This window comes from Lutibacter sp., assembly GCF_041555395.1.
Lineage (GTDB): Bacteria > Bacteroidota > Bacteroidia > Flavobacteriales > Flavobacteriaceae > Lutibacter.
In genome coordinates this window covers 1-18315 of sequence record NZ_JBFFKM010000032.1, presented here as the reverse complement: position 1 = coordinate 18315, position 18315 = coordinate 1, and the positions used below count along the sequence as shown (strand labels likewise).

Annotated in this window: 19 protein-coding genes; 16 read left to right on the top strand and 3 right to left on the bottom strand. The window is 32.7% G+C overall.

What is annotated here, in order from left to right; genetic code table 11:
• Positions 1 to 3 precede the first annotated feature (3 nt).
• Complete coding sequence (locus ABY285_RS08265; RefSeq protein WP_372768934.1) at positions 4 to 2202, bottom strand: RecQ family ATP-dependent DNA helicase; 2199 nt, start codon at positions 2200 to 2202, stop codon at positions 4 to 6.
• A 192-nt stretch (positions 2203 to 2394) separates the two neighbouring features.
• On the opposite strand from ABY285_RS08265, the gene ABY285_RS08260 reads away from it, so the two are divergent.
• The 4 genes from ABY285_RS08260 to lptB all read left to right on the top strand — a co-directional run bounded on the left by ABY285_RS08260 (position 2395) and on the right by lptB (position 5339).
• Positions 2395 to 3360 carry an SIS domain-containing protein gene (locus ABY285_RS08260; RefSeq protein ID WP_372768932.1) on the top strand — a complete coding sequence of 322 codons (966 nt, stop codon included), beginning with the start codon at positions 2395 to 2397 and terminating at the stop codon, positions 3358 to 3360.
• 1 nt (position 3361) lies between these two features.
• Positions 3362 to 4192: a twin-arginine translocase subunit TatC gene (gene tatC, locus ABY285_RS08255; protein WP_372768930.1), complete on the top strand. Its 831-nt coding sequence runs from the start codon at positions 3362 to 3364 to the stop codon at positions 4190 to 4192.
• Positions 4185 to 4529, top strand: a complete 345-nt coding sequence (locus ABY285_RS08250; RefSeq protein ID WP_372768928.1) for a carboxymuconolactone decarboxylase family protein — start codon at positions 4185 to 4187, stop codon at positions 4527 to 4529. Before tatC ends, ABY285_RS08250 begins: the two co-directional genes overlap by 8 nt.
• Before the next feature lie 75 nt (positions 4530 to 4604).
• A complete protein-coding gene (lptB, locus tag ABY285_RS08245; RefSeq protein ID WP_372768926.1) occupies positions 4605 to 5339 on the top strand; it encodes an LPS export ABC transporter ATP-binding protein in 735 nt (244 codons plus the stop codon).
• On the opposite strand, the gene ABY285_RS08240 is transcribed toward lptB, so the two are convergent.
• On the bottom strand, positions 5336 to 6106 hold the full coding sequence (locus ABY285_RS08240) for a phosphatidylcholine/phosphatidylserine synthase (RefSeq protein WP_372768924.1): 771 nt from the start codon (positions 6104 to 6106) through the stop codon (positions 5336 to 5338). The genes lptB and ABY285_RS08240 overlap by 4 nt on opposite strands.
• 77 nt (positions 6107 to 6183) lie before the next feature.
• On the opposite strand from ABY285_RS08240, the gene ABY285_RS08235 reads away from it, so the two are divergent.
• Positions 6184 to 7152 (top strand): YheT family hydrolase, encoded by a 969-nt coding sequence (locus ABY285_RS08235; RefSeq protein ID WP_372768922.1) that lies wholly within the window; start codon positions 6184 to 6186, stop codon positions 7150 to 7152.
• 232 nt (positions 7153 to 7384) lie between these two features.
• Positions 7385 to 8488 (top strand): DUF4105 domain-containing protein, encoded by a 1104-nt coding sequence (locus ABY285_RS08230; RefSeq protein ID WP_372768920.1) that lies wholly within the window; start codon positions 7385 to 7387, stop codon positions 8486 to 8488.
• Between the two features lie 72 nt (positions 8489 to 8560).
• Here the strand turns inward: ABY285_RS08230 and ABY285_RS08225 are convergent, their stop codons facing one another.
• Positions 8561 to 8923: a 4Fe-4S dicluster domain-containing protein gene (locus tag ABY285_RS08225; protein WP_372768918.1), complete on the bottom strand. Its 363-nt coding sequence runs from the start codon at positions 8921 to 8923 to the stop codon at positions 8561 to 8563.
• A gap of 156 nt (positions 8924 to 9079) precedes the next feature.
• Here ABY285_RS08225 and ABY285_RS08220 point away from each other — a divergent pair, with 156 nt between their 5' ends.
• From ABY285_RS08220 to ABY285_RS08175, 10 genes are all read left to right on the top strand, one after another.
• Positions 9080 to 10141, top strand: a complete 1062-nt coding sequence (locus tag ABY285_RS08220; protein ID WP_372768916.1) for an acyl-CoA reductase — start codon at positions 9080 to 9082, stop codon at positions 10139 to 10141.
• Positions 10142 to 10220: 79 nt separating this feature from the next.
• The gene (serC, locus tag ABY285_RS08215) at positions 10221 to 11291 is read left to right on the top strand and encodes a 3-phosphoserine/phosphohydroxythreonine transaminase (RefSeq protein WP_372768914.1); all 1071 of its coding nucleotides are present in this window, start codon (positions 10221 to 10223) and stop codon (positions 11289 to 11291) included.
• Between the two features lie 20 nt (positions 11292 to 11311).
• A complete protein-coding gene (locus tag ABY285_RS08210; protein ID WP_372768912.1) occupies positions 11312 to 12271 on the top strand; it encodes a D-2-hydroxyacid dehydrogenase in 960 nt (319 codons plus the stop codon).
• 3 nt (positions 12272 to 12274) lie between these two features.
• Positions 12275 to 13525: a DUF1015 domain-containing protein gene (locus tag ABY285_RS08205; protein WP_372768910.1), complete on the top strand. Its 1251-nt coding sequence runs from the start codon at positions 12275 to 12277 to the stop codon at positions 13523 to 13525.
• Positions 13525 to 14193: a YggS family pyridoxal phosphate-dependent enzyme gene (locus ABY285_RS08200; RefSeq protein ID WP_372768908.1), complete on the top strand. Its 669-nt coding sequence runs from the start codon at positions 13525 to 13527 to the stop codon at positions 14191 to 14193. Before ABY285_RS08205 ends, ABY285_RS08200 begins: the two co-directional genes overlap by 1 nt.
• A 1-nt stretch (position 14194) precedes the next feature.
• Entirely contained in the window at positions 14195 to 15271 is a 1077-nt protein-coding gene (locus tag ABY285_RS08195; protein WP_372768906.1) for an exonuclease domain-containing protein, read from the top strand.
• Positions 15272 to 15318: 47 nt separating this feature from the next.
• Positions 15319 to 16149, top strand: coding sequence for an ion transporter (locus ABY285_RS08190; RefSeq protein ID WP_372768904.1), 831 nt, complete (start codon positions 15319 to 15321; stop codon positions 16147 to 16149).
• Positions 16139 to 17053 (top strand): tRNA (adenosine(37)-N6)-dimethylallyltransferase MiaA, encoded by a 915-nt coding sequence (gene miaA / locus ABY285_RS08185; RefSeq protein WP_372768902.1) that lies wholly within the window; start codon positions 16139 to 16141, stop codon positions 17051 to 17053. The genes ABY285_RS08190 and miaA overlap by 11 nt, the downstream gene beginning before the upstream one ends.
• A gap of 149 nt (positions 17054 to 17202) precedes the next feature.
• Positions 17203 to 17628 (top strand): SRPBCC family protein, encoded by a 426-nt coding sequence (locus ABY285_RS08180; protein ID WP_372768900.1) that lies wholly within the window; start codon positions 17203 to 17205, stop codon positions 17626 to 17628.
• Positions 17629 to 17736: 108 nt separating this feature from the next.
• Positions 17737 to 18315, top strand: a 579-nt coding sequence (locus ABY285_RS08175; RefSeq protein ID WP_372768898.1) for a TIGR02757 family protein, incomplete at its 3' end; no start/stop codon positions are given.

Sequence of the window (18315 nt, the reverse complement as noted above, 5' to 3'; positions counted from 1 at the left end):
GTATTAGTTCGCAACCTGGCTCATAAATTTTATTCGCATTAAACGTAATTCTTCTTCTTCATAATCGCCAGCAAACTCATCTAAAGCATCTTGAATTCTGTCATTTTTAGATTCCATAAAGTAAGCAAAAATATCTTCTTGCTGGTCTTCATCCAATAATTCATCAATATGATAATCAATATTTAACTTCGTGCCGCTGTAAACAATACCCTGCATTTCTTCAATAAGTTCGTTAAAACTTAATCCTTTTGATTTTGCTATATCTTCAAGCGGAATTTTTCGGTCTGTATTTTGAATTATATAAAGTTTTAATCCTGAATTTACGCCTGTACTCCTCACAACAAAATCATCCGGACGAATGATGTCATTTTCTTCTACGTATTTTGCAATCAGTTCAATAAAAGGTTTTCCATATTTGTTTGCTTTGCCTTCGCCAATACCATAGATGTTTTTTAATTCATCCATAGTAATTGGATATTTCAACGCCATATCTTCCAATGACGGCTCCAGCAACACCGCATATGGAGGGACTCCGTTTTTCTTGGCAACAGCTTTTTGCAATTCTTTAAGCATTTTAAGCAACACTTCATCGGCAGAAGTTCCGCTACCCTTACCATTTAACATAATTGTTGAATCAACACTTTCATCATAAACATGGTCTTCTGTCATCATAAATGAAGACGGATTCCCAATAAAATCAGTTCCTTTTTCAGTAATTTTTATAACGCCGTATTGCTCAATCTCTTTGTTAATGTAGCGGGCTACCAATGCCTGTCTAATCAATGCCATCCAATATTTACCATCTCGTTCCTTCCCGCAACCAAAAAATGGCTGTTCATCCGTTTTATGCGACTTCAACAAGGCATTTATTTTTCCTATTAGGGTATTTACCAATTCTTTTGCTTTATATTTTTGGTAGGTTTTTACAACAACTTCCAATAATATTTTTAATTCAGTTTCAGCTTCGTGTTTTTTCTTAGGATTAATGGCGTTGTCATCCATCAGTGCTCCTAAACCATTTACTTCATCAAAATCTTCCCCAAAATAATGCAACAAATATTTTCTGCGTGACATAGAGGTTTCTGCATAGCCAACCACTTCTTGTAACAATGCATTGCCAATTTCCTGCTCTGCAACTGGTTTTCCTGATAAAAATTTCTCCAATTTTTCAATATCTTTATAAGAATAATAGGCCAAACAAAATCCTTCTCCCCCATCTCTTCCCGCTCTACCGGTTTCTTGGTAATAACTTTCCAAACTTTTCGGAATATCATGATGAACCACAAAGCGCACATCTGGTTTGTCAATTCCCATTCCAAAAGCAATGGTAGCCACAACCACGTCCATATCTTCCATTAAAAACATGTCCTGGTGTTTAGATCTGGTTTTCCCGTCTAATCCCGCGTGATACGGAACAGCTTTAATTCCGTTCACCTGCAGTACTTGCGCAATTTCTTCAACTTTTTTTCTACTTAAACAATAAATAATACCTGATTTACCTGAAAATTGACGAACAAACCGAATGATATCAGAATTTATATTTTTTGTTTTTGGCCTAACTTCATAAAATAAATTCGGTCGGTTAAATGAGGCTTTAAAAGTATTGGCATTTAACATGCCCAATGTTTTTATAATGTCTTCCTGTACCTTCTGTGTTGCCGTTGCCGTTAATCCAATTAAGGGAACATTATCTATTTTTTGAATAATTGTTCGAAGATTTCTATATTCTGGCCTAAAATCATGTCCCCACTCTGAAATACAATGTGCTTCATCAATGGCGACAAAAGATATGTTTTGATTTTTTAAAAAGTCGATATATTCTTCTTTCATAAGTGATTCCGGAGCCACATACAATAATTTTGTAATTCCCTTCTCAATATCACTTTTAACCTGGGCCACTTCTGTTTTATTTAATGAAGAATTCAGCACATGAGCAATGCCATGTTCTGCTGAAATGCCTCGAATGGCATCAACCTGATTTTTCATTAATGCAATTAACGGTGAAACAACAATGGCTGTTCCTTCTTTAACCAAAGCAGGCAACTGGTAACATAACGACTTCCCTCCTCCGGTTGGCATAATCACAAAAGTGTCATTTCCCTCTATGATACTTTTTATGACGGGTTCTTGAAGTCCTTTGAATTTACTAAATCCAAAATATTTTTTCAAAGCATCATGCAAATCAATCTCTTTACTGTTCATTATCCCTTCTAAATTATTAATACGAATATAAATTTGCAACTAAAACTTAAATATTAGTTACTAATTTAAAAAAATTTAAAAAAATTTGACTTTTACTTTTTATTAGCAGTTTATTCAATTTCTAATTAAATAAATATATTTTTGTTTAAAATTAAAGGTAGAACTTTTTTTTGTTAAAAAAATCAAAATCTTTTGAAAAATAAAAATACAATTATTGAAAACGCGAAGCAGACAATTTTAATTGAAAGCAAAGCGATTGCGAATTTAGTGAATTTTCTAAACGAAGATTTCGAAAATGCCGTAAATTTTATCCATCACTCTAATGGGAGGGTCATCGTGACCGGAATTGGCAAAAGCGCCAACATCGCAACAAAGATTGTTGCGACATTAAATTCAACGGGAACTCCGGCTATCTTTATGCATGCGGCTGATGCCATTCACGGCGATTTGGGAATAATTCAAAAAAATGATGTCGTTGTTTGCATTTCAAAAAGCGGAAATACACCCGAAATTAAAGTTTTGGTGCCATTAATTAAAAATTATGGAAACAAAGTAATTGCAATTACAGGGAATCCTGAATCATTTTTAGGTATAAATGCCAACTTTACGTTGAATTCTTATGTAGAAAGAGAAGCCTGTCCAAATAATTTAGCACCTACAACTAGCACAACTGCACAATTGGTTATAGGTGACGCTTTGGCGGTTTGTTTGTTAGAACTCAATAATTTTTCAAGTAAAGATTTTGCAAAATACCATCCGGGAGGTGCCTTGGGTAAAAAATTGTATTTGCGGGTGAGCGATTTAATTATCAATAATGAATTGCCGCAAGTTTCTCCAACAACCGAAATTAAAGACGTTATTATTGAAATATCGAAAAAGCGTTTGGGAACGACCGCAGTTATTGAAAACAACAAAATAGTGGGCATTATTACCGATGGGGATTTAAGACGAATGCTGACAATTTCACCTGATATAAGCAAAATTGTCGCCAAAGACATTATGAGCAAAAACCCGAAAACAATTCAAGCCGAAGCCATGGCAATTGAAGCTTTAGAAACGATGGAAAATAATAAAATTTCCCAAATTTTGGTTGAAGACAATTCTGTATACACAGGTGTTGTACATTTGCATGATTTATTAAAGGAAGGAATTTTCTAAAATGACAAAAAAAATAGGCGAACCCGAAAAAGACATGTCTTTTCTAGATCATGTTGAAGAATTAAGATGGCATTTGGTACGTTCAAGTGCTGCTATATTTATTTTTGGAATCATTGCATTTTTAATGAAAGATTTCATATTCAACAAAATAATATTTGCACCAAAAGACCCTGATTTTATTACCTATCGAGCTTTTTGCAAGGTATCAAGATTTTTTGGCACAGATGGATTATGTATAGATAAGATCCCTTTCACTTTGCAAAGTTTGGAAATGGGAGAACAATTCAGCGTTCATATCTGGATATCCATTACTGTCGGATTTATTATAGCATTTCCTTTTATTATATGGGAATTCTGGAAATTTATTAGTCCGGGTTTGTATGAAAAAGAACGTAAAGGTGCAGTCGCTTTTATCATTGTTTCTTCATTTTTATTTTTTGTGGGTGTGCTGTTTGGCTATTATGTGATAACACCACTTTCCGTAAACTTTTTAGGAAATTATTCTGTAAGTGAATTGGTAGAGCGGAATATTAAAATTAATTCATACATCTCATTGTTGAGATCATCGGTATTGGCTTCCGGATTGATCTTTGAATTGCCAATAGTGATGTATTTCCTAACAAAAATGGGATTAATCACTCCTGATTTTTTAAAACAATACAGAAAACATGCCTTGGTTATCGTTTTAATTTTATCCGCTGTTATTACACCGCCTGATATTGTTAGTCAAGTCATTGTGTCTATTCCAATACTTATTTTATATGAAGTGAGTATTTTTATATCAAAAGTAGTATTGAAAAACGAACTTAAAAAAGAACTTAAAAATGGCTGATCAAGTTGAAGAATTTAATGCTTATCGAACAAAAATGAATGATAAGATTTTGGCTGATGACAATAAAATCATCAAAAGAATTTTTAATATTGATACCAATGCATACAAAAGCGGACATTTAGACGTTCAAACAAAAGAGTTGTTGGGATTAGTGGCTTCAGCAGTATTGCGATGCGATGATTGTATTAAATACCATTTAGAAGGCTGTTTTAAAGCGGGAGTTACCAAAGAACAAGTGATGGAATCACTTTCAATAGCAACTTTGGTTGGCGGCACTATTGTAATTCCGCATTTAAGAAGAGCTTATGAATTTTGGGAAGAACTCACCAATGAATAATGTGTAATAAGTAATGAATAATTGATAATTGATAATTGATAATTTAACTTATAATATTTCAACAAATAAACAACAATGATCTTAAGAGCAGATAATATAAAAAAGAAATACGGAAACAAATATGTGGTAAACGGAATTTCATTGCAAGTGCAACAGGGTGAAATTGTCGGACTTTTAGGTCCGAATGGTGCCGGGAAAACCACTTCTTTTTATATGATTGTTGGAATGATTCAGCCAAATGAGGGGGAAATTTTCTTAGATAACCACGAAATTACGAAATATCCAATGTACAAAAGAGCACAGGAAGGTGTTGGGTATTTATCGCAAGAAGCTTCTATTTTTAGAAAATTATCAGTGGAAGACAATATTTTATCTGTATTGCAATTTTCCAATTTATCAAAAGCAGATCAAAAAGAAAAGATGAAGTCTTTATTAAGTGAGTTTGGTTTGAATCATGTACGCAAAAACAGAGGTGATTTGCTTTCGGGTGGTGAGCGTAGAAGAACAGAAATTGCTCGGGCTCTGGCCTCAGATCCTAAATTTATTTTATTGGATGAGCCTTTTGCAGGCGTTGACCCCATTGCCGTTGAAGATATTCAAAATATTGTAGCGCATTTGAAAGACAGAAATATTGGTATTTTAATTACCGATCACAATGTTCAGGAAACACTTGCCATTACAGATAAAACCTATTTAATGTTTGAAGGTGGTATTTTAAAAGAAGGAACACCTCAAGAACTGGCTGAAGATGAAACTGTAAGGCGCGTATATTTAGGAAAAGATTTTGAGTTGAAAAGGCGGAAATTTTAATACGAATTTTTAAATAGCCTATTTTCAATTGTTGACATTAATACATACAGCAATATTACTATTGGAATGGCGATAAATTGAAATAATGCACTAAGTATGGCCGTAAATAAAATAAATAAATACTTTATTTTATTTTTTTTCCAGGTGTAGTCTTTAAATTTCAGAGAAAATAAAGGTATTTCCGCATTCATTAGATAACAAAGAAGTATTGCCAATCCTATTAAAAACCATACATTTTGAATAATGCCTGACACCAATTCATTTCCGCTATAATCTAAAATTAGTGGCAATGATAAAACCACCAAAGCCGCAGCTGGCGTAGGCAAACCAATAAATGAACTTGTCTGGCGTTCGTCTATATTAAATTTTGCCAATCTGTATGCCGCTCCCATCGTAAACAACAATCCAATTAAGGAGATAAAAAAAGTGCTGGTAAAATATTGTTCATTCCCTGTTTTGAAAATCGAATTGACGGCATTTTCCCAGGTTTTATTCTCTACCGATTTTGAAATCAGCTGAAATAAAACAATTCCCGGAACCACTCCACTTGTGACAACATCCGCTAAAGAGTCCAATTGTTTACCCAATTCCCCTTGAACTTTAAAAATTCTAGCTGCAAATCCATCGAAAAAATCAAAAAATATACCTAAAAAAACAAAACAGGCCGCTATAACCAACTCTTCTTTAACGGCAAAATACACAGCAATAGTTCCTGACAGTAAGTTAAGTAAGGTCAATAAATTGGGAATGTATTTTGTTAGTTTCATTGTATTTATTTTCAGTAAATTTAACAATTGTTTTTCAGTAAAATTTAATTCAATAAAATATTTTAATAAATTACTAAATGCCACTTTTAAAATCTACTTACAACCCATCTGTTTTATATAGAAATTCCCATTTTAATACTGCTTACAAAACGTTATTTTTTACCGGAACCATCAATTATTCCAGAGAGCGGATAAAAACCGGCGATGATGATTTTATTGATTTGGACAGTTCTTCAGTTGGTTCAGACACGTTGGTTTTGGCTTTGCACGGATTGGAAGGCAGTTCAAAATCCAAGTATATTATTTCGGCACTGAATTTTTTAAATTCACAAAATATTGACGGTGCAGCGCTTAATTTTAGAGGTTGCAGCGGCGAAGATAACAATAAGCCTTACTCCTATCACAGCGGAAAAACCGATGATGTTGATTTGTCTATTTCCTATTTATTATCAAAAAATAAATATCGAAATATTTTTTTACTGGGCTTTAGTATGGGAGGAAATATAGCGCTAAAATATATGGGAACTTCCAAAAACATGCCTTCTGAAATTAAAGGAGCGTTAGCAATATCCGTTCCTTGCGATTTAAAAGGTTCCGCTACTGTTTTGGAAAGCCTTCATAACATAGTATATCAAAATATGTTTATGAAAACGCTCAGAGAAAAATCACTTCTGAAATTTACTAAATTTCCGGAATCAAATCTCAGCAAAGAAGCCATTGAAAACGCCAAAACATTTAAAGATTTCGATAATGCTGTTACTGCGCCCTTATTCGGATATAAAAATGCTGATGATTATTGGGAAAGAAACAGCAGTAAACAGTTTATTTCTGAAATTTACAAACCAACTTTACTCATTAATGCTTTGGATGACAGTTTTTTATCAGAAAGTTGTTTTCCCTTTTCTGAAGCTGAAAATCATCAGAAATTATATTTTGAAGCACCTAAATACGGTGGTCATGTGGGGTTTAATTCCACTTTATTAGGTAGAGATTTATTGTGGAGCGAAAAACGTATTTTTGAGTTTATAAAACATCATATTTCCTGAAATTATAAAGTAAAACTTAGAAAGTTTTTTTACATTCGCTTTTTATATAATGACCTAAAATAGTGTAATCCTAAATATTGTTAATTGTTACATTTCTGATTATTAAGGTTAAATGGCCAAAATATTTTCTAATGAATTTTTAACTATTTGTTTTTCAAGTACAATGAGCAAAAAATTTAACTTTATTTTTTTACTTTTTTTTAGTTGCTTTCAATTGGCGGCACAACAAAAGTTGTCATCAGAAGCAACCGTAAGTGTGGTTACATGCGGTCAGGGAAGCGAGTTGTACAGCGCTTTTGGACATAGTGCATTTCGGGTTTACGATCCACTTTTAAAATTGGATAAAATATATAACTACGGTACATTCGACTTTAATAAACCAAATTTCTATTTAAATTTTGCGAAAGGAAAATTAATATACCAACTATCAACTGCCCACTATGGGTATTTTTTACAACAGTTCAACTATGAAAATCGTTGGGTAAAAACCCAAGAACTGGATTTACATGATATTGACGTTCAGGCAGTTTACGATTTCCTAGAAAATAACGCAAAACCTGAAAACCGGTCCTATCAATATGATTTCTTTTACGACAATTGTTCCACAAAAATAGAAGAAGTTATTAAAGCTGTTTTGAAAGATAAAGTCATTTTTAACAACAATCATATTACAAGTCATAAGTCTCACCGAGATTTAATTGCAGATTATACTGCTGATAAATTTAAATGGGGAAAATTCGGGATTGATTTGGCTTTAGGTTCTGTAATTGACAAAGAAGCATCCCTTGCTGAATATAAATTTTTACCCGATTATATTTATCTGGGTTTTAACAATGCCACCATCAATTTTGACGGTAATATTAAACCATTGGTAAAAGCAGATCATAAAGTTTTAGATGAAAGAGTAAGTCCTCAGCCATTTTCTATTCTACAACCTTTCATTGTTTTTTTGGTGATAGCTTTGTTTTTTATATGGAAAACCTATCAAAATTATAGCTCAAATAAAAGAACAAAATGGGTTGATTTTATCTTATACTTTATTTCTGGGTTGATAGGTATTGTCGTGTTATTGCTTTGGTTTGCCACAAGTCATACTGCAACCTATAAAAATCTCAATTTTTTGTGGGCTTTTGCACCAAACTTAGTGGTTGCCGTTTTTATGTTTAATTCTGTTTTGCCGAAATGGCTAGCAAATTATAATAAATTATTACTCGTTTTATTGGCAATTCAGTCAATTTTATGGATTCTGGAAGTACAGGTTTTCAATATTGCCATCATTCCAATTATGGCAATGCTTTTTATTCGTTACAGTTATTTAATCGTGAAAAAAAGATAAGTATTTGTTTACTGTGTAATCGCTTATCGGCCTGCGGCTGGAAGGTTTGTCAAAACGTTGATGAGAATTTATTTAAAAGTCCTGCTCATTATTGTGTAAAAACTTTTGTTTCGCTAATAATTGTTCCTCTGTTTCAACAATATCATCATCTGGCACACAGCAATCTACCGGACAAACAGCGGCGCATTGCGGTTCATTAAAAAAACCTTTGCATTCCGTACATTTATCGGCGACAATAAAGTAATATTCATCACTAACAGGTTCCTGAGCTTCATCAGTATTAAGTTCATTGCCATTTTCTAAAATTATTTTTCCGGAAAGTTTTGTTCCATCAGAAAATTTCCAATTTTCCGATGCTTCATATATTGCATTATTAGGGCATTCCGGTTCACAAGCACCACAATTAATACATTCGTCCGTTATTTTTATTGCCATAATTTTATTTAGATTAATTTTGCCACAAACCTACATAATTTTTTTATTTTTTATTTTGTAAAATAATAAATTATAAAGTTGGTTCCCTCTGACTTATTTGATAAAATCATTTTTTACCAGAGGAAATATAAAATTTAATTTTTAAGATACCATATTATGAATTTAGGGCAACGAATAGAAGCTTTTGCAAAACTCGGGGAATTTTTTACACAATTTTCAACTTCAAAAATGGAGAAAAATGAGACCGACGAATTTAATCCCATTCTTTTCGATGCTTTTAAAATGCAAATAAACAGAGCATCTGAATTTAACGGTTGGTTTACTAAAGAAAATGTTTTAAAAGCTTTTGAAAGCTGGAGTACAGCTCTTCATGTTGAAAATTTAGAAAAGTGGACTTCAAACTATCAAATTGATGAAAATGTAGTTCCTAAAAATATTGCCATTGTCATGGCTGGAAACATTCCTTTGGTTGGTTTTCACGATTTTTTATCTGTTTTGCTCAGCGGCAATAATGCATTGGTAAAACTTTCTTCAAACGACAAATATTTTCTGCCTTTAATTGCTAAGTTTTTAGAATATTACCATCCGTATTTTAAAAATAAAATCACTTTTACGGAAGAAAAATTAATTGGTTTTGATGCCGTAATTGCAACCGGAAGCAATAATACAACTCGATATTTCGACTATTATTTTGGGAAATACCCATCTATTATTAGAAGCAGCAGAAATTCGGTTGCCATAATTACCGGTAAAGAAACCAAACAAGAATTAGAAGCATTAGGAGAAGATATTTTCCAATATTTTGGTTTGGGGTGCAGAAGTGTTTCTAAAATTTTTGTTCCTAAAAACTACAATTTTGATCTCCTATTTAATGCATTGTTTAAATTCAATGAGATCATAAACATTAAAAAATACGAAAACAACTACGATTATAATAAAGCCATCTATTTAATGAGTTTGTTTAAAATTAAAGACAATGGTTTTGTGATGTTAAAAGAAGACCCTAGTTATGCATCTCCCATTGCGACAGTCTTTTACGAATTTTACGATGAATTAGAAAATTTATTGATAAAATTAGAAGCAGAAAAAGAGGCCATTCAATGTATTGTATGCAACGAAAACGATTTAAATTTTGTGAAATTTGGTCAAACACAAGATCCAAAATTATGGGACTATGCCGATGGCATTGACACTTTCCGATTTTTGTTAAATATATAACACATTTTTCTATATTTAGTAGTTCTGCTACGTCTTTTTTTCCGAAATTTGCGCAAAATAAATTCATATTTTAAGCCAAATGAAAAAACATAATTTTAGTGCAGGCCCATCAATTTTACCTCAAGAAGTTATTAAAAAAGCAGCAGATGCTTTATTAAATTTTAATGGTCTTGATTTATCATTAATTGAAGTTTCACACAGAAGCAAAGACTTTGTTGATGTGATGGATAACGCTTGCAACTTAGTGAAAGAATTATTAAACCTCCCGGAAGGATACTCTGTCCTGTTTTTGCAAGGTGGTGCAAGTCTAGAATTTTTAAGGGTTCCTTACAATCTATTAAAAGTTGATGGAAAAGCCGCTTATTTAGATACTGGTACATGGAGTGCTAATGCCATAAAAGAAGCTAAAAAGCTAAGTAATATTGACGTAGTCGCCTCCTCAAAAGATAAAGGCTATAACTATGTTCCAAAAAATTACACGATTCCATCCGATATAGATTATTTCCATTGTACTTCAAACAACACCATTTTTGGAACGCAATTAAAAGAATTTCCAAAAACTGACTGCCCGTTGGTTTGCGATATGAGTTCCGATATTTTCTCTCGTCAATTAGACTTTAGCAAGTTCGATATCATTTATGCGGGAGCCCAAAAAAATATGGGTCCGGCAGGTACAACAGTGATTATTGTAAAAGATGAAATTTTAGGAAAATCAGGACGGGTAATTCCTTCAATCTTAGATTATCAAGTTCATATTGCAAAAGAAAGTATGTTTAATACGCCTTCTGTATTTGCTGTTTATGTTTCTATGTTAACGCTAGAATGGTTGAAAAATTTAGGAGGAATTCCCGCTATCGAAAAATTAAATGAAACCAAAGCAGCATTAATATACGCGGAAATTGACAGAAATCCACTATTTAAAGGTTATGCTGAAATGGAAGATCGTTCTTTAATGAACGTTACGTTCAATCTTACCGATGAAGCAAACAAAGAAATTTTCGATAAACTTTGGAATGCAGAAGGAATTAGCGGGCTTAAAGGCCACAGATCTGTTGGCGGTTACCGTGCAAGCATATATAACGCTTTGCCACTGGAAAGCGTGCAAGTTTTGGTTGAGGCCATGAAACAACTTGAAAAACAACTATCATAATTTAAATAAAATTTTATAAAATGAAGGTATTAGCGAATGATGGACTGGCAAAAAGCGGAATTACAGCACTTGAAAATGCTGGTTTTGACGTAGATTTAACAACAGTAGCGCAAGAACAACTTGCAGATTATATCAATAAAAATAAAGTTACCGTGTTGCTTGTAAGAAGCGCAACAAAAGTTAGAAAAGATATTATTGACAACTGCCCTACCCTGAAAATTATTGGTCGAGGCGGTGTTGGAATGGACAATATAGATGTTGAATATGCACGTGAGAAAGGAAAAAAAGTAATAAACACACCTGCTGCATCTTCACATTCTGTAGCCGAACTTGTTTTTGCGCATTTATCTGGATTGGTTCGTTTTTTACCCGAATCGAACAGAAATATGCCTTTAGTTGGTGATTCTAAATTTGGTGATTTAAAAAAATCGTTTGCAAAAGGAATTGAATTAAAAGGAAAAACGATTGGCATACTCGGTTTTGGTCGAATTGGACAAGCCACCGCTAAAGTTGCTTTGGGATTGGGAATGAAAGTGGTTGCTTTTGACCCGTTTCTTGAGGCTGCAACCTTAGAACTTGAATTCTTTGACCATCAAACATTATTTTTTACCATAAAAACGTTGTCCAAAGAAGAAGTATTAAAACAGTCTGATTTTATTTCAATCCATGTTCCGGCCCAAAAAGATTATGTTCTTTCCACAAAGGAATTTAACATGATGAAAAATGGCGCTTTTATTGTGAATGCGGCACGAGGCGGTGTTCTTGATGAAGTTGCTTTGGTGAAAGCTATTGAAAGTGGAAAGATTTCTGGCGCTGCTCTAGATGTATTTGAAAAAGAACCAACTCCTGAAATTCAGTTGTTAATGAACCCAAATCTCTCACTTACTCCTCATATTGGAGCAGCTACTGCTGAGGCACAAGATAGAATTGGCTCGGAATTGGCTTCACAAATTATTGAATATTTTAACACTAAAAAATAACGAATGGCAATTATTAAACCCTTTAAAGGACTTAGACCACCCAAAAATATTGTTGAAGAAGTAGCTTGTTTACCTTATGATGTAATGAATTCAGAAGAGGCAACCAAAATGGTTGATGGCAAAAAAGCATCCTTATTACGTATCACCCGTGCTGAAATTGAATTTAATAGCGGCACAGATCCTCACGATGAAAAAGTTTACACAAGGGCTAAAGATAATTTTGAATCTTTTCAGGAAAAAGGCTTTTTAGTGCAGGATACTGAGAATCATTATTACATTTATGCCCAAACAATGAACGGAAAAACCCAATACGGTATTGTTGGCGACGCAGCTTGTGAAGATTATTTGAACGGAAAAATAAAAAAACATGAATTAACCCGTCCTGATAAAGAAGAAGACCGAAAAGTACTTACAAGGTCTTTAAAAGCCAATATTGAGCCCGTATTTTTCACCTACAGAGCTGTTCCTGAAATTGATGAAATAGTTACAGATATTATCTCAAATAACAAACCTATCTACGATTTTACTGCTGAAGATGGCTTCGGACATCATTTTTGGGTAATTGAAAATGCTGAAACTAACATAATGTTGGAGAAACTTTTCAATGAAAAAGTTCCTTGCACCTATGTGGCTGATGGACATCACCGAACTGCAGCTGCAGCAGGAATGAGCGCTGAATTTGCTTCTCAAAATCCAAATCATACCGGAAATGAGCCTTACAATTATTTTATGGCAGTACATTTCCCTGATAATCAATTGCAAATCATTGATTACAACCGCGTTGTTAAAGATTTAAATGGCTTAAACCCAGCTGAATTTTTAGAAAAAATTGATGTCAATTTTGGTATTACACAAATTAGCGGTTCAATTGTAAAACCGGAAAAGCTGCACGATTTCTCTATGTATTTAGACGGAAAATGGTATGGCTTAACTGCAAAAAAACCTACCTACAACGATGACAATCCAATTGACAGTTTGGATGTAAGTGTCTTGTCAAAATTTATTTTAGAACCAATTCTAAATATCATAAACTTAAGAACTGATACCCGAATTGATTTTGTTGGAGGAATTAGAGGTTTATCAGAATTGAGCAAACGCGTTGACAGTGGTGAAATGGCTGTTGCTTTTGCATTATTTCCTGTAAGTATGAATCAATTAATGAATATTGCTGATACTGGCAATATTATGCCTCCTAAAGTAACTTGGTTTGAGCCAAAATTACGATCTGGCTTGGTCATAAATAAATTAAATTAGTGCTTATAAAACAAAATCTATATAATATCAAAAATTCACTGCCTGAAAATGTTACATTAATAGCAGTTTCTAAAACCCAGCCTGCTTCTTCAATTATGGAAGCTTATCAGGCTGGGCAAAGGGCTTTCGGAGAAAATAAAATTCAGGAAATGACTGAAAAGTTCGATATCTTGCCTAAAGATATTGAATGGCATATGATTGGTCATTTACAAAGCAATAAAGTGAAGTATATGGCTTATTTTGTGCATTTAATTCACGGAGTCGACAGTTTTAAAACACTTAAAGAAATAAACAAACAGGCTCTTAAACACAACCGTGTTATTAATTGCCTACTTGAAGTTAAAATAGCAAGTGAAGAAACTAAATTCGGATTGTCATTTGATGAAGTTGAGCAATTATTAAAATCCGAAGAATTAAAAAATCTGAAAAACATAAACATCCAGGGATTGATGGGAATGGCAAGTTTTACAGAAAATAATGAGATTATTAGAGCTGAATTTAAGACGCTTAAAACCTTGTTTGATTCACTTCAAAAATATAAATCACTTAATGTTAATTCCACTATTTTGTCTATGGGAATGAGTGGCGACTATAAAATTGCCATTGAAGAAGGAAGCACAATGATTAGGGTTGGAAGCGCCATTTTTGGATCACGAAATTATAATTAATTTGTATGCAATACTTGACATAGAAACCACCGGAGGAAAATTTAATGAGGAAGGCATTACAGAGATTGCCATTTATAAGTTTGACGGGCATGAAATTGTTGATCAATTTATAAGTCTGGTGAATCCTGAAATAGCTATTCAGCCTTTTGTGGTGAACTTAACTGGTATCAACTCGGGTATGTTAAAAAATGCGCCTAAATTTCACGAGATTGCAAAGCGAATTGTAGAAATTACTTCCGATTGTGTTTTAGTGGCTCACAATGCAAGTTTTGACAATAGAATTTTAACAACTGAATTTAGGAGATTGGGATATGAATTCAACCGGAAAACTCTATGTACAGTTGAATTGAGCAAAAAATTAATTCCCGACCTAAATTCCTATAAACTGGGAAATTTATGCAAGACGCTCGGAATTCCATTAACCGGTCGCCACAGAGCAGATGGCGACGCCATTGCAACCGTGCAACTTTTTAAACTTCTTCTAAACAAAGACTCTTATAAAGAAATCGTAAAAGAGGCTGCCCTTAAAGAAAACAACAGAACATTGGCTCCTAAACTACTATCAATGATAGAGGAATTACCGTCGAAAACGGGCGTGTTTTATATTCATAGCAGCAGTAATATTCTTTATATCGGAAAAGGAAAAAGCATTAAAAAAGCGGTTAATCAATTATTTTTACGAACGTCAAAAAGAGCAATTTTGTTGCAAACAGAGGTTGTTTCCGTAAGCTATGAAGAAACAGGAAATCAAATGATTGCAGAACTTAAATATGCTGAAGAATTAAAAATTAACCAGCCCAAATTTAATTTATCGACAACAAATAAATTTACGCAAATTTCCTTCAGCAATGCCAATTTGGTGGTGGTTGATAAAGGAAGAAATATTGGAGAAAAATCAGTAGTGTTAATTGAAAACAACGAGGTTAAAGGATTTTGCTTCACTAATTTAGGCCATCAGCTAAACAATATTGAAATTCTGAGACGCATGATTTCTCCTATGGAAAACTCAATGCTTAACAGAGCGATTATCAAACAATACCTTCAAAAAAATAACGTAGAGAAACTAATACGGTTTTAATTAAAATAAAAGTTTTATTTTAGTCTTACTTTTATAAAAAATTTATTTTGAAACAGACAGCAAGCAAAAAAAATTGGAAAACAAAACTTTATCAAATTATCTATGAAGCGGATACCCCGGCAGGAAAATGGTTCGATATTGTTTTAATAATCGCAATTTTATCGAGCATTTTATTTGTAATGCTTGAAAGTGTTGAAAGTTTTAATGCCAAATATCATGATTTTTTAAATATTGCAGAATGGGTAATTACTATATTATTTACATTGGAATATTTTACACGAATAATGGTCATTAAAAAACCTACTAAATATATTTTCAGTTTTTATGGAATTATTGATTTTTTGGCAACAATTCCTAAATATATATCTCTAATTTTTTTAGGAACTCACTTTTTGGTGGCACTTCGCGCATTGCGATTACTAAGGGTTTTTAGAATATTAAAATTAACCAGATATTTAGGCGCTTCTTTTAATTTAATGACCGCTTTAAAAGCAAGCAGAATTAAAATTGCGGTATTTCTATTCAGCGTATTTATAATTACCATTATTTTGGGCACTATTATGTATTTGGTTGAAGGCCCCGAAAACGGTTTTACGAGTATCCCGCACAGCATGTATTGGGCCATTGTCACGCTCACCACGGTAGGTTATGGAGATTTGGCTCCACATACGCCATTTGGGCAATTTATTGCGAGTATCGTTATGATTTTAGGGTACGGAATTATTGCGGTGCCAACAGGTATAGTAACATCTGCAATTACGGCACAAGATTTAAAAACACAAACACATACACAAACATGTCCGCATTGCTTGGCAGACAGCCACATAAGTAATGCGGAATTTTGCCATCATTGTGGCCAAAAATTAAATGATGAATAACTATTTAATTACAGTAATTGGAGCCACTGCCATTGGTAAAACAGCCTTGAGCATTCATTTGGCGCAACATTTTAAAACAGAAATTATTTCTTGTGATTCGAGGCAGTTTTATAAAGAAATGAAAATTGGCACTGCGGTTCCTTCTTCAGAAGAGTTGGCTGCTGCTCCACATCATTTTATTCAAAATAAATCAATTTTTGATAATTACAGCGTCGGACAATTTGAAAAAGATGCCCTTAAAAAATTAGATGAATTATTTTCAAAAAATAATATCATTATTATGGTTGGCGGAAGTGGTTTATATACCAATGCCGTACTTGAAGGTTTTGACGATTTTCCTGAAGTAGATCCTGAAATAAGATTGAAATTAAACAAACAAATTGAAAAAGGGGAGATTAAAATATTACAAAACCAGTTAAAAGGTTTGGATCCGGAATCTTACAACACCATAGAAATTGAAAATCCGCACCGATTAATTAGGGCATTGGAAATTTGCATTGGAACTGGAAATCCCTATTCCTCTTTCAAAAATAAGGACAAAACAAAACGAAATTTTATTCCAATAAAAATAGGTTTAACGGCCGACAGAGAAGTTATGTACAAAAGAATAAACAACCGTGTTGATTTAATGCTGGAAGGAGGCTTGCTAGAAGAAGCGAAAAAATTGTATCCTCACAAACAACTAAATGCGCTGCAAACTGTAGGTTACAGAGAACTTTTTGAATATTTTGACGGGAAATGCACTTTAGAATTCGCCATTGAAGAAATTAAAAAAAATACACGACGATTTGCAAAACGACAAGTGACCTGGAATAAAAAAGATGCAACAATTCACTGGTTTGATTTTGAAACAAACCCTTCGGAAATAATTAATAAAATTGATACCTTAATTCACATCGACTAAAACTGAACTCAAAGAATTTTTGACTGAAAAAGTAATCCAATACAATTTAATCTAAAAGCAGCCTATTTTAATTCCCATTTTTCCATAATTTTTATTACTAAAAAATTATTTATATATTTAAGTGCTATTAACTAAAAAATATTAATATTATGGGATGTTATAACTCAGTTGTTATTGAAGCCACACCGAATAAAGTATGGGAAGTTTTAAAAGATTTTCATGACTTATCATGGGCTAAAAATGTTGTTTCTAAGGTAGAAATTTTAGGCAATAAATCTTCTAAAGAAATTGGTGCCAAAAGAATTTTAAATGATGCTTTTCACGAAACACTTTTATCAGTAGATAATGAAGCAAGAAAATTTACTTATAGCATAGATGATGGACCAGCAGTTGTTTCAAAAGATAATGTTGAAGGTTATATTGGAGAGGTAACTGTATTTCCAATATCTGAAAACAATACATCTTTTGTTATATGGTCTTCACATTGGAAATCAGCAAAAGTAGATGGTGTAGCCGATTTTTGTAATCCAATTTACCGTGCAATATTACAAGATTTAAAAAATCATTTTTCATAAATTCAGAAGCCATTACTTAAAGGAAAACATCGTAAATAGGGTGTATTTTTTTAATTCTGTTAGATTTTTAATGTTAACTTTCCCTATTTAAATTTAACTATTCAAACATTGACTAAAACAGAACTTAAAGAATTTTTAGATGAAAAAGTTATACAATTCAATAACCCAAAGTTTATTGAAAGTGACCCTATTCAGATTCCTCATCGATTTTCATTACAAGAAGATATTGAAATATCAGGATTTTTAACTGCCACCATTGCTTGGGGCAATAGAAAAATGATAATAAAAAATGCCAATCGTATGATGGAACTTATGGGTAATTCCCCTTATGATTTTGTTATGAATCATAAAGAACATCATTTAGTAAAAACAGATGGGTTTGTTCATAGAACATTTAATTCAACGGACTTTCAATATTTTATTTCAGCACTTCAACATATTTACAAAAATCATAATGGGTTAGAAAATATATTTAAATTGAATGCAACAAATGATTCACTTCAACCAGCTATACATCAACTAAAAAATATATTTTTTGAAATTCACCATCCAATAAGAACCACAAAACATATTGCAGACCCATTTAAAGGTTCAGCCGCTAAAAAAATTAATATGTGGTTGAGATGGCTAATTAGAGATGATAATTCTGGAGTGGATTTTGGATTATGGAAATCTATATCACCAAGT

What these genes read in the sequence shown, in the direction of transcription:
- ABY285_RS08265 (WP_372768934.1), bottom strand. Translation starts at nt 2,202, where the DNA reads ATGAACAGTAAAGAGATTGATTTGCATGATGCTTTGAAAAAATATTTT.
- tatC (WP_372768930.1), top strand. Translation starts at nt 3,362, where the DNA reads ATGACAAAAAAAATAGGCGAACCCGAAAAAGACATGTCTTTTCTAGAT.
- ABY285_RS08250 (WP_372768928.1), top strand. Translation starts at nt 4,185, where the DNA reads ATGGCTGATCAAGTTGAAGAATTTAATGCTTATCGAACAAAAATGAAT.
- lptB (WP_372768926.1), top strand. Translation starts at nt 4,605, where the DNA reads ATGATCTTAAGAGCAGATAATATAAAAAAGAAATACGGAAACAAATAT.
- ABY285_RS08240 (WP_372768924.1), bottom strand. Translation starts at nt 6,106, where the DNA reads ATGAAACTAACAAAATACATTCCCAATTTATTGACCTTACTTAACTTA.
- ABY285_RS08235 (WP_372768922.1), top strand. Translation starts at nt 6,184, where the DNA reads ATGCCACTTTTAAAATCTACTTACAACCCATCTGTTTTATATAGAAAT.
- ABY285_RS08225 (WP_372768918.1), bottom strand. Translation starts at nt 8,923, where the DNA reads ATGGCAATAAAAATAACGGACGAATGTATTAATTGTGGTGCTTGTGAA.
- ABY285_RS08220 (WP_372768916.1), top strand. Translation starts at nt 9,080, where the DNA reads ATGAATTTAGGGCAACGAATAGAAGCTTTTGCAAAACTCGGGGAATTT.
- serC (WP_372768914.1), top strand. Translation starts at nt 10,221, where the DNA reads ATGAAAAAACATAATTTTAGTGCAGGCCCATCAATTTTACCTCAAGAA.
- ABY285_RS08210 (WP_372768912.1), top strand. Translation starts at nt 11,312, where the DNA reads ATGAAGGTATTAGCGAATGATGGACTGGCAAAAAGCGGAATTACAGCA.
- ABY285_RS08205 (WP_372768910.1), top strand. Translation starts at nt 12,275, where the DNA reads ATGGCAATTATTAAACCCTTTAAAGGACTTAGACCACCCAAAAATATT.
- miaA (WP_372768902.1), top strand. Translation starts at nt 16,139, where the DNA reads ATGATGAATAACTATTTAATTACAGTAATTGGAGCCACTGCCATTGGT.
- ABY285_RS08180 (WP_372768900.1), top strand. Translation starts at nt 17,203, where the DNA reads ATGGGATGTTATAACTCAGTTGTTATTGAAGCCACACCGAATAAAGTA.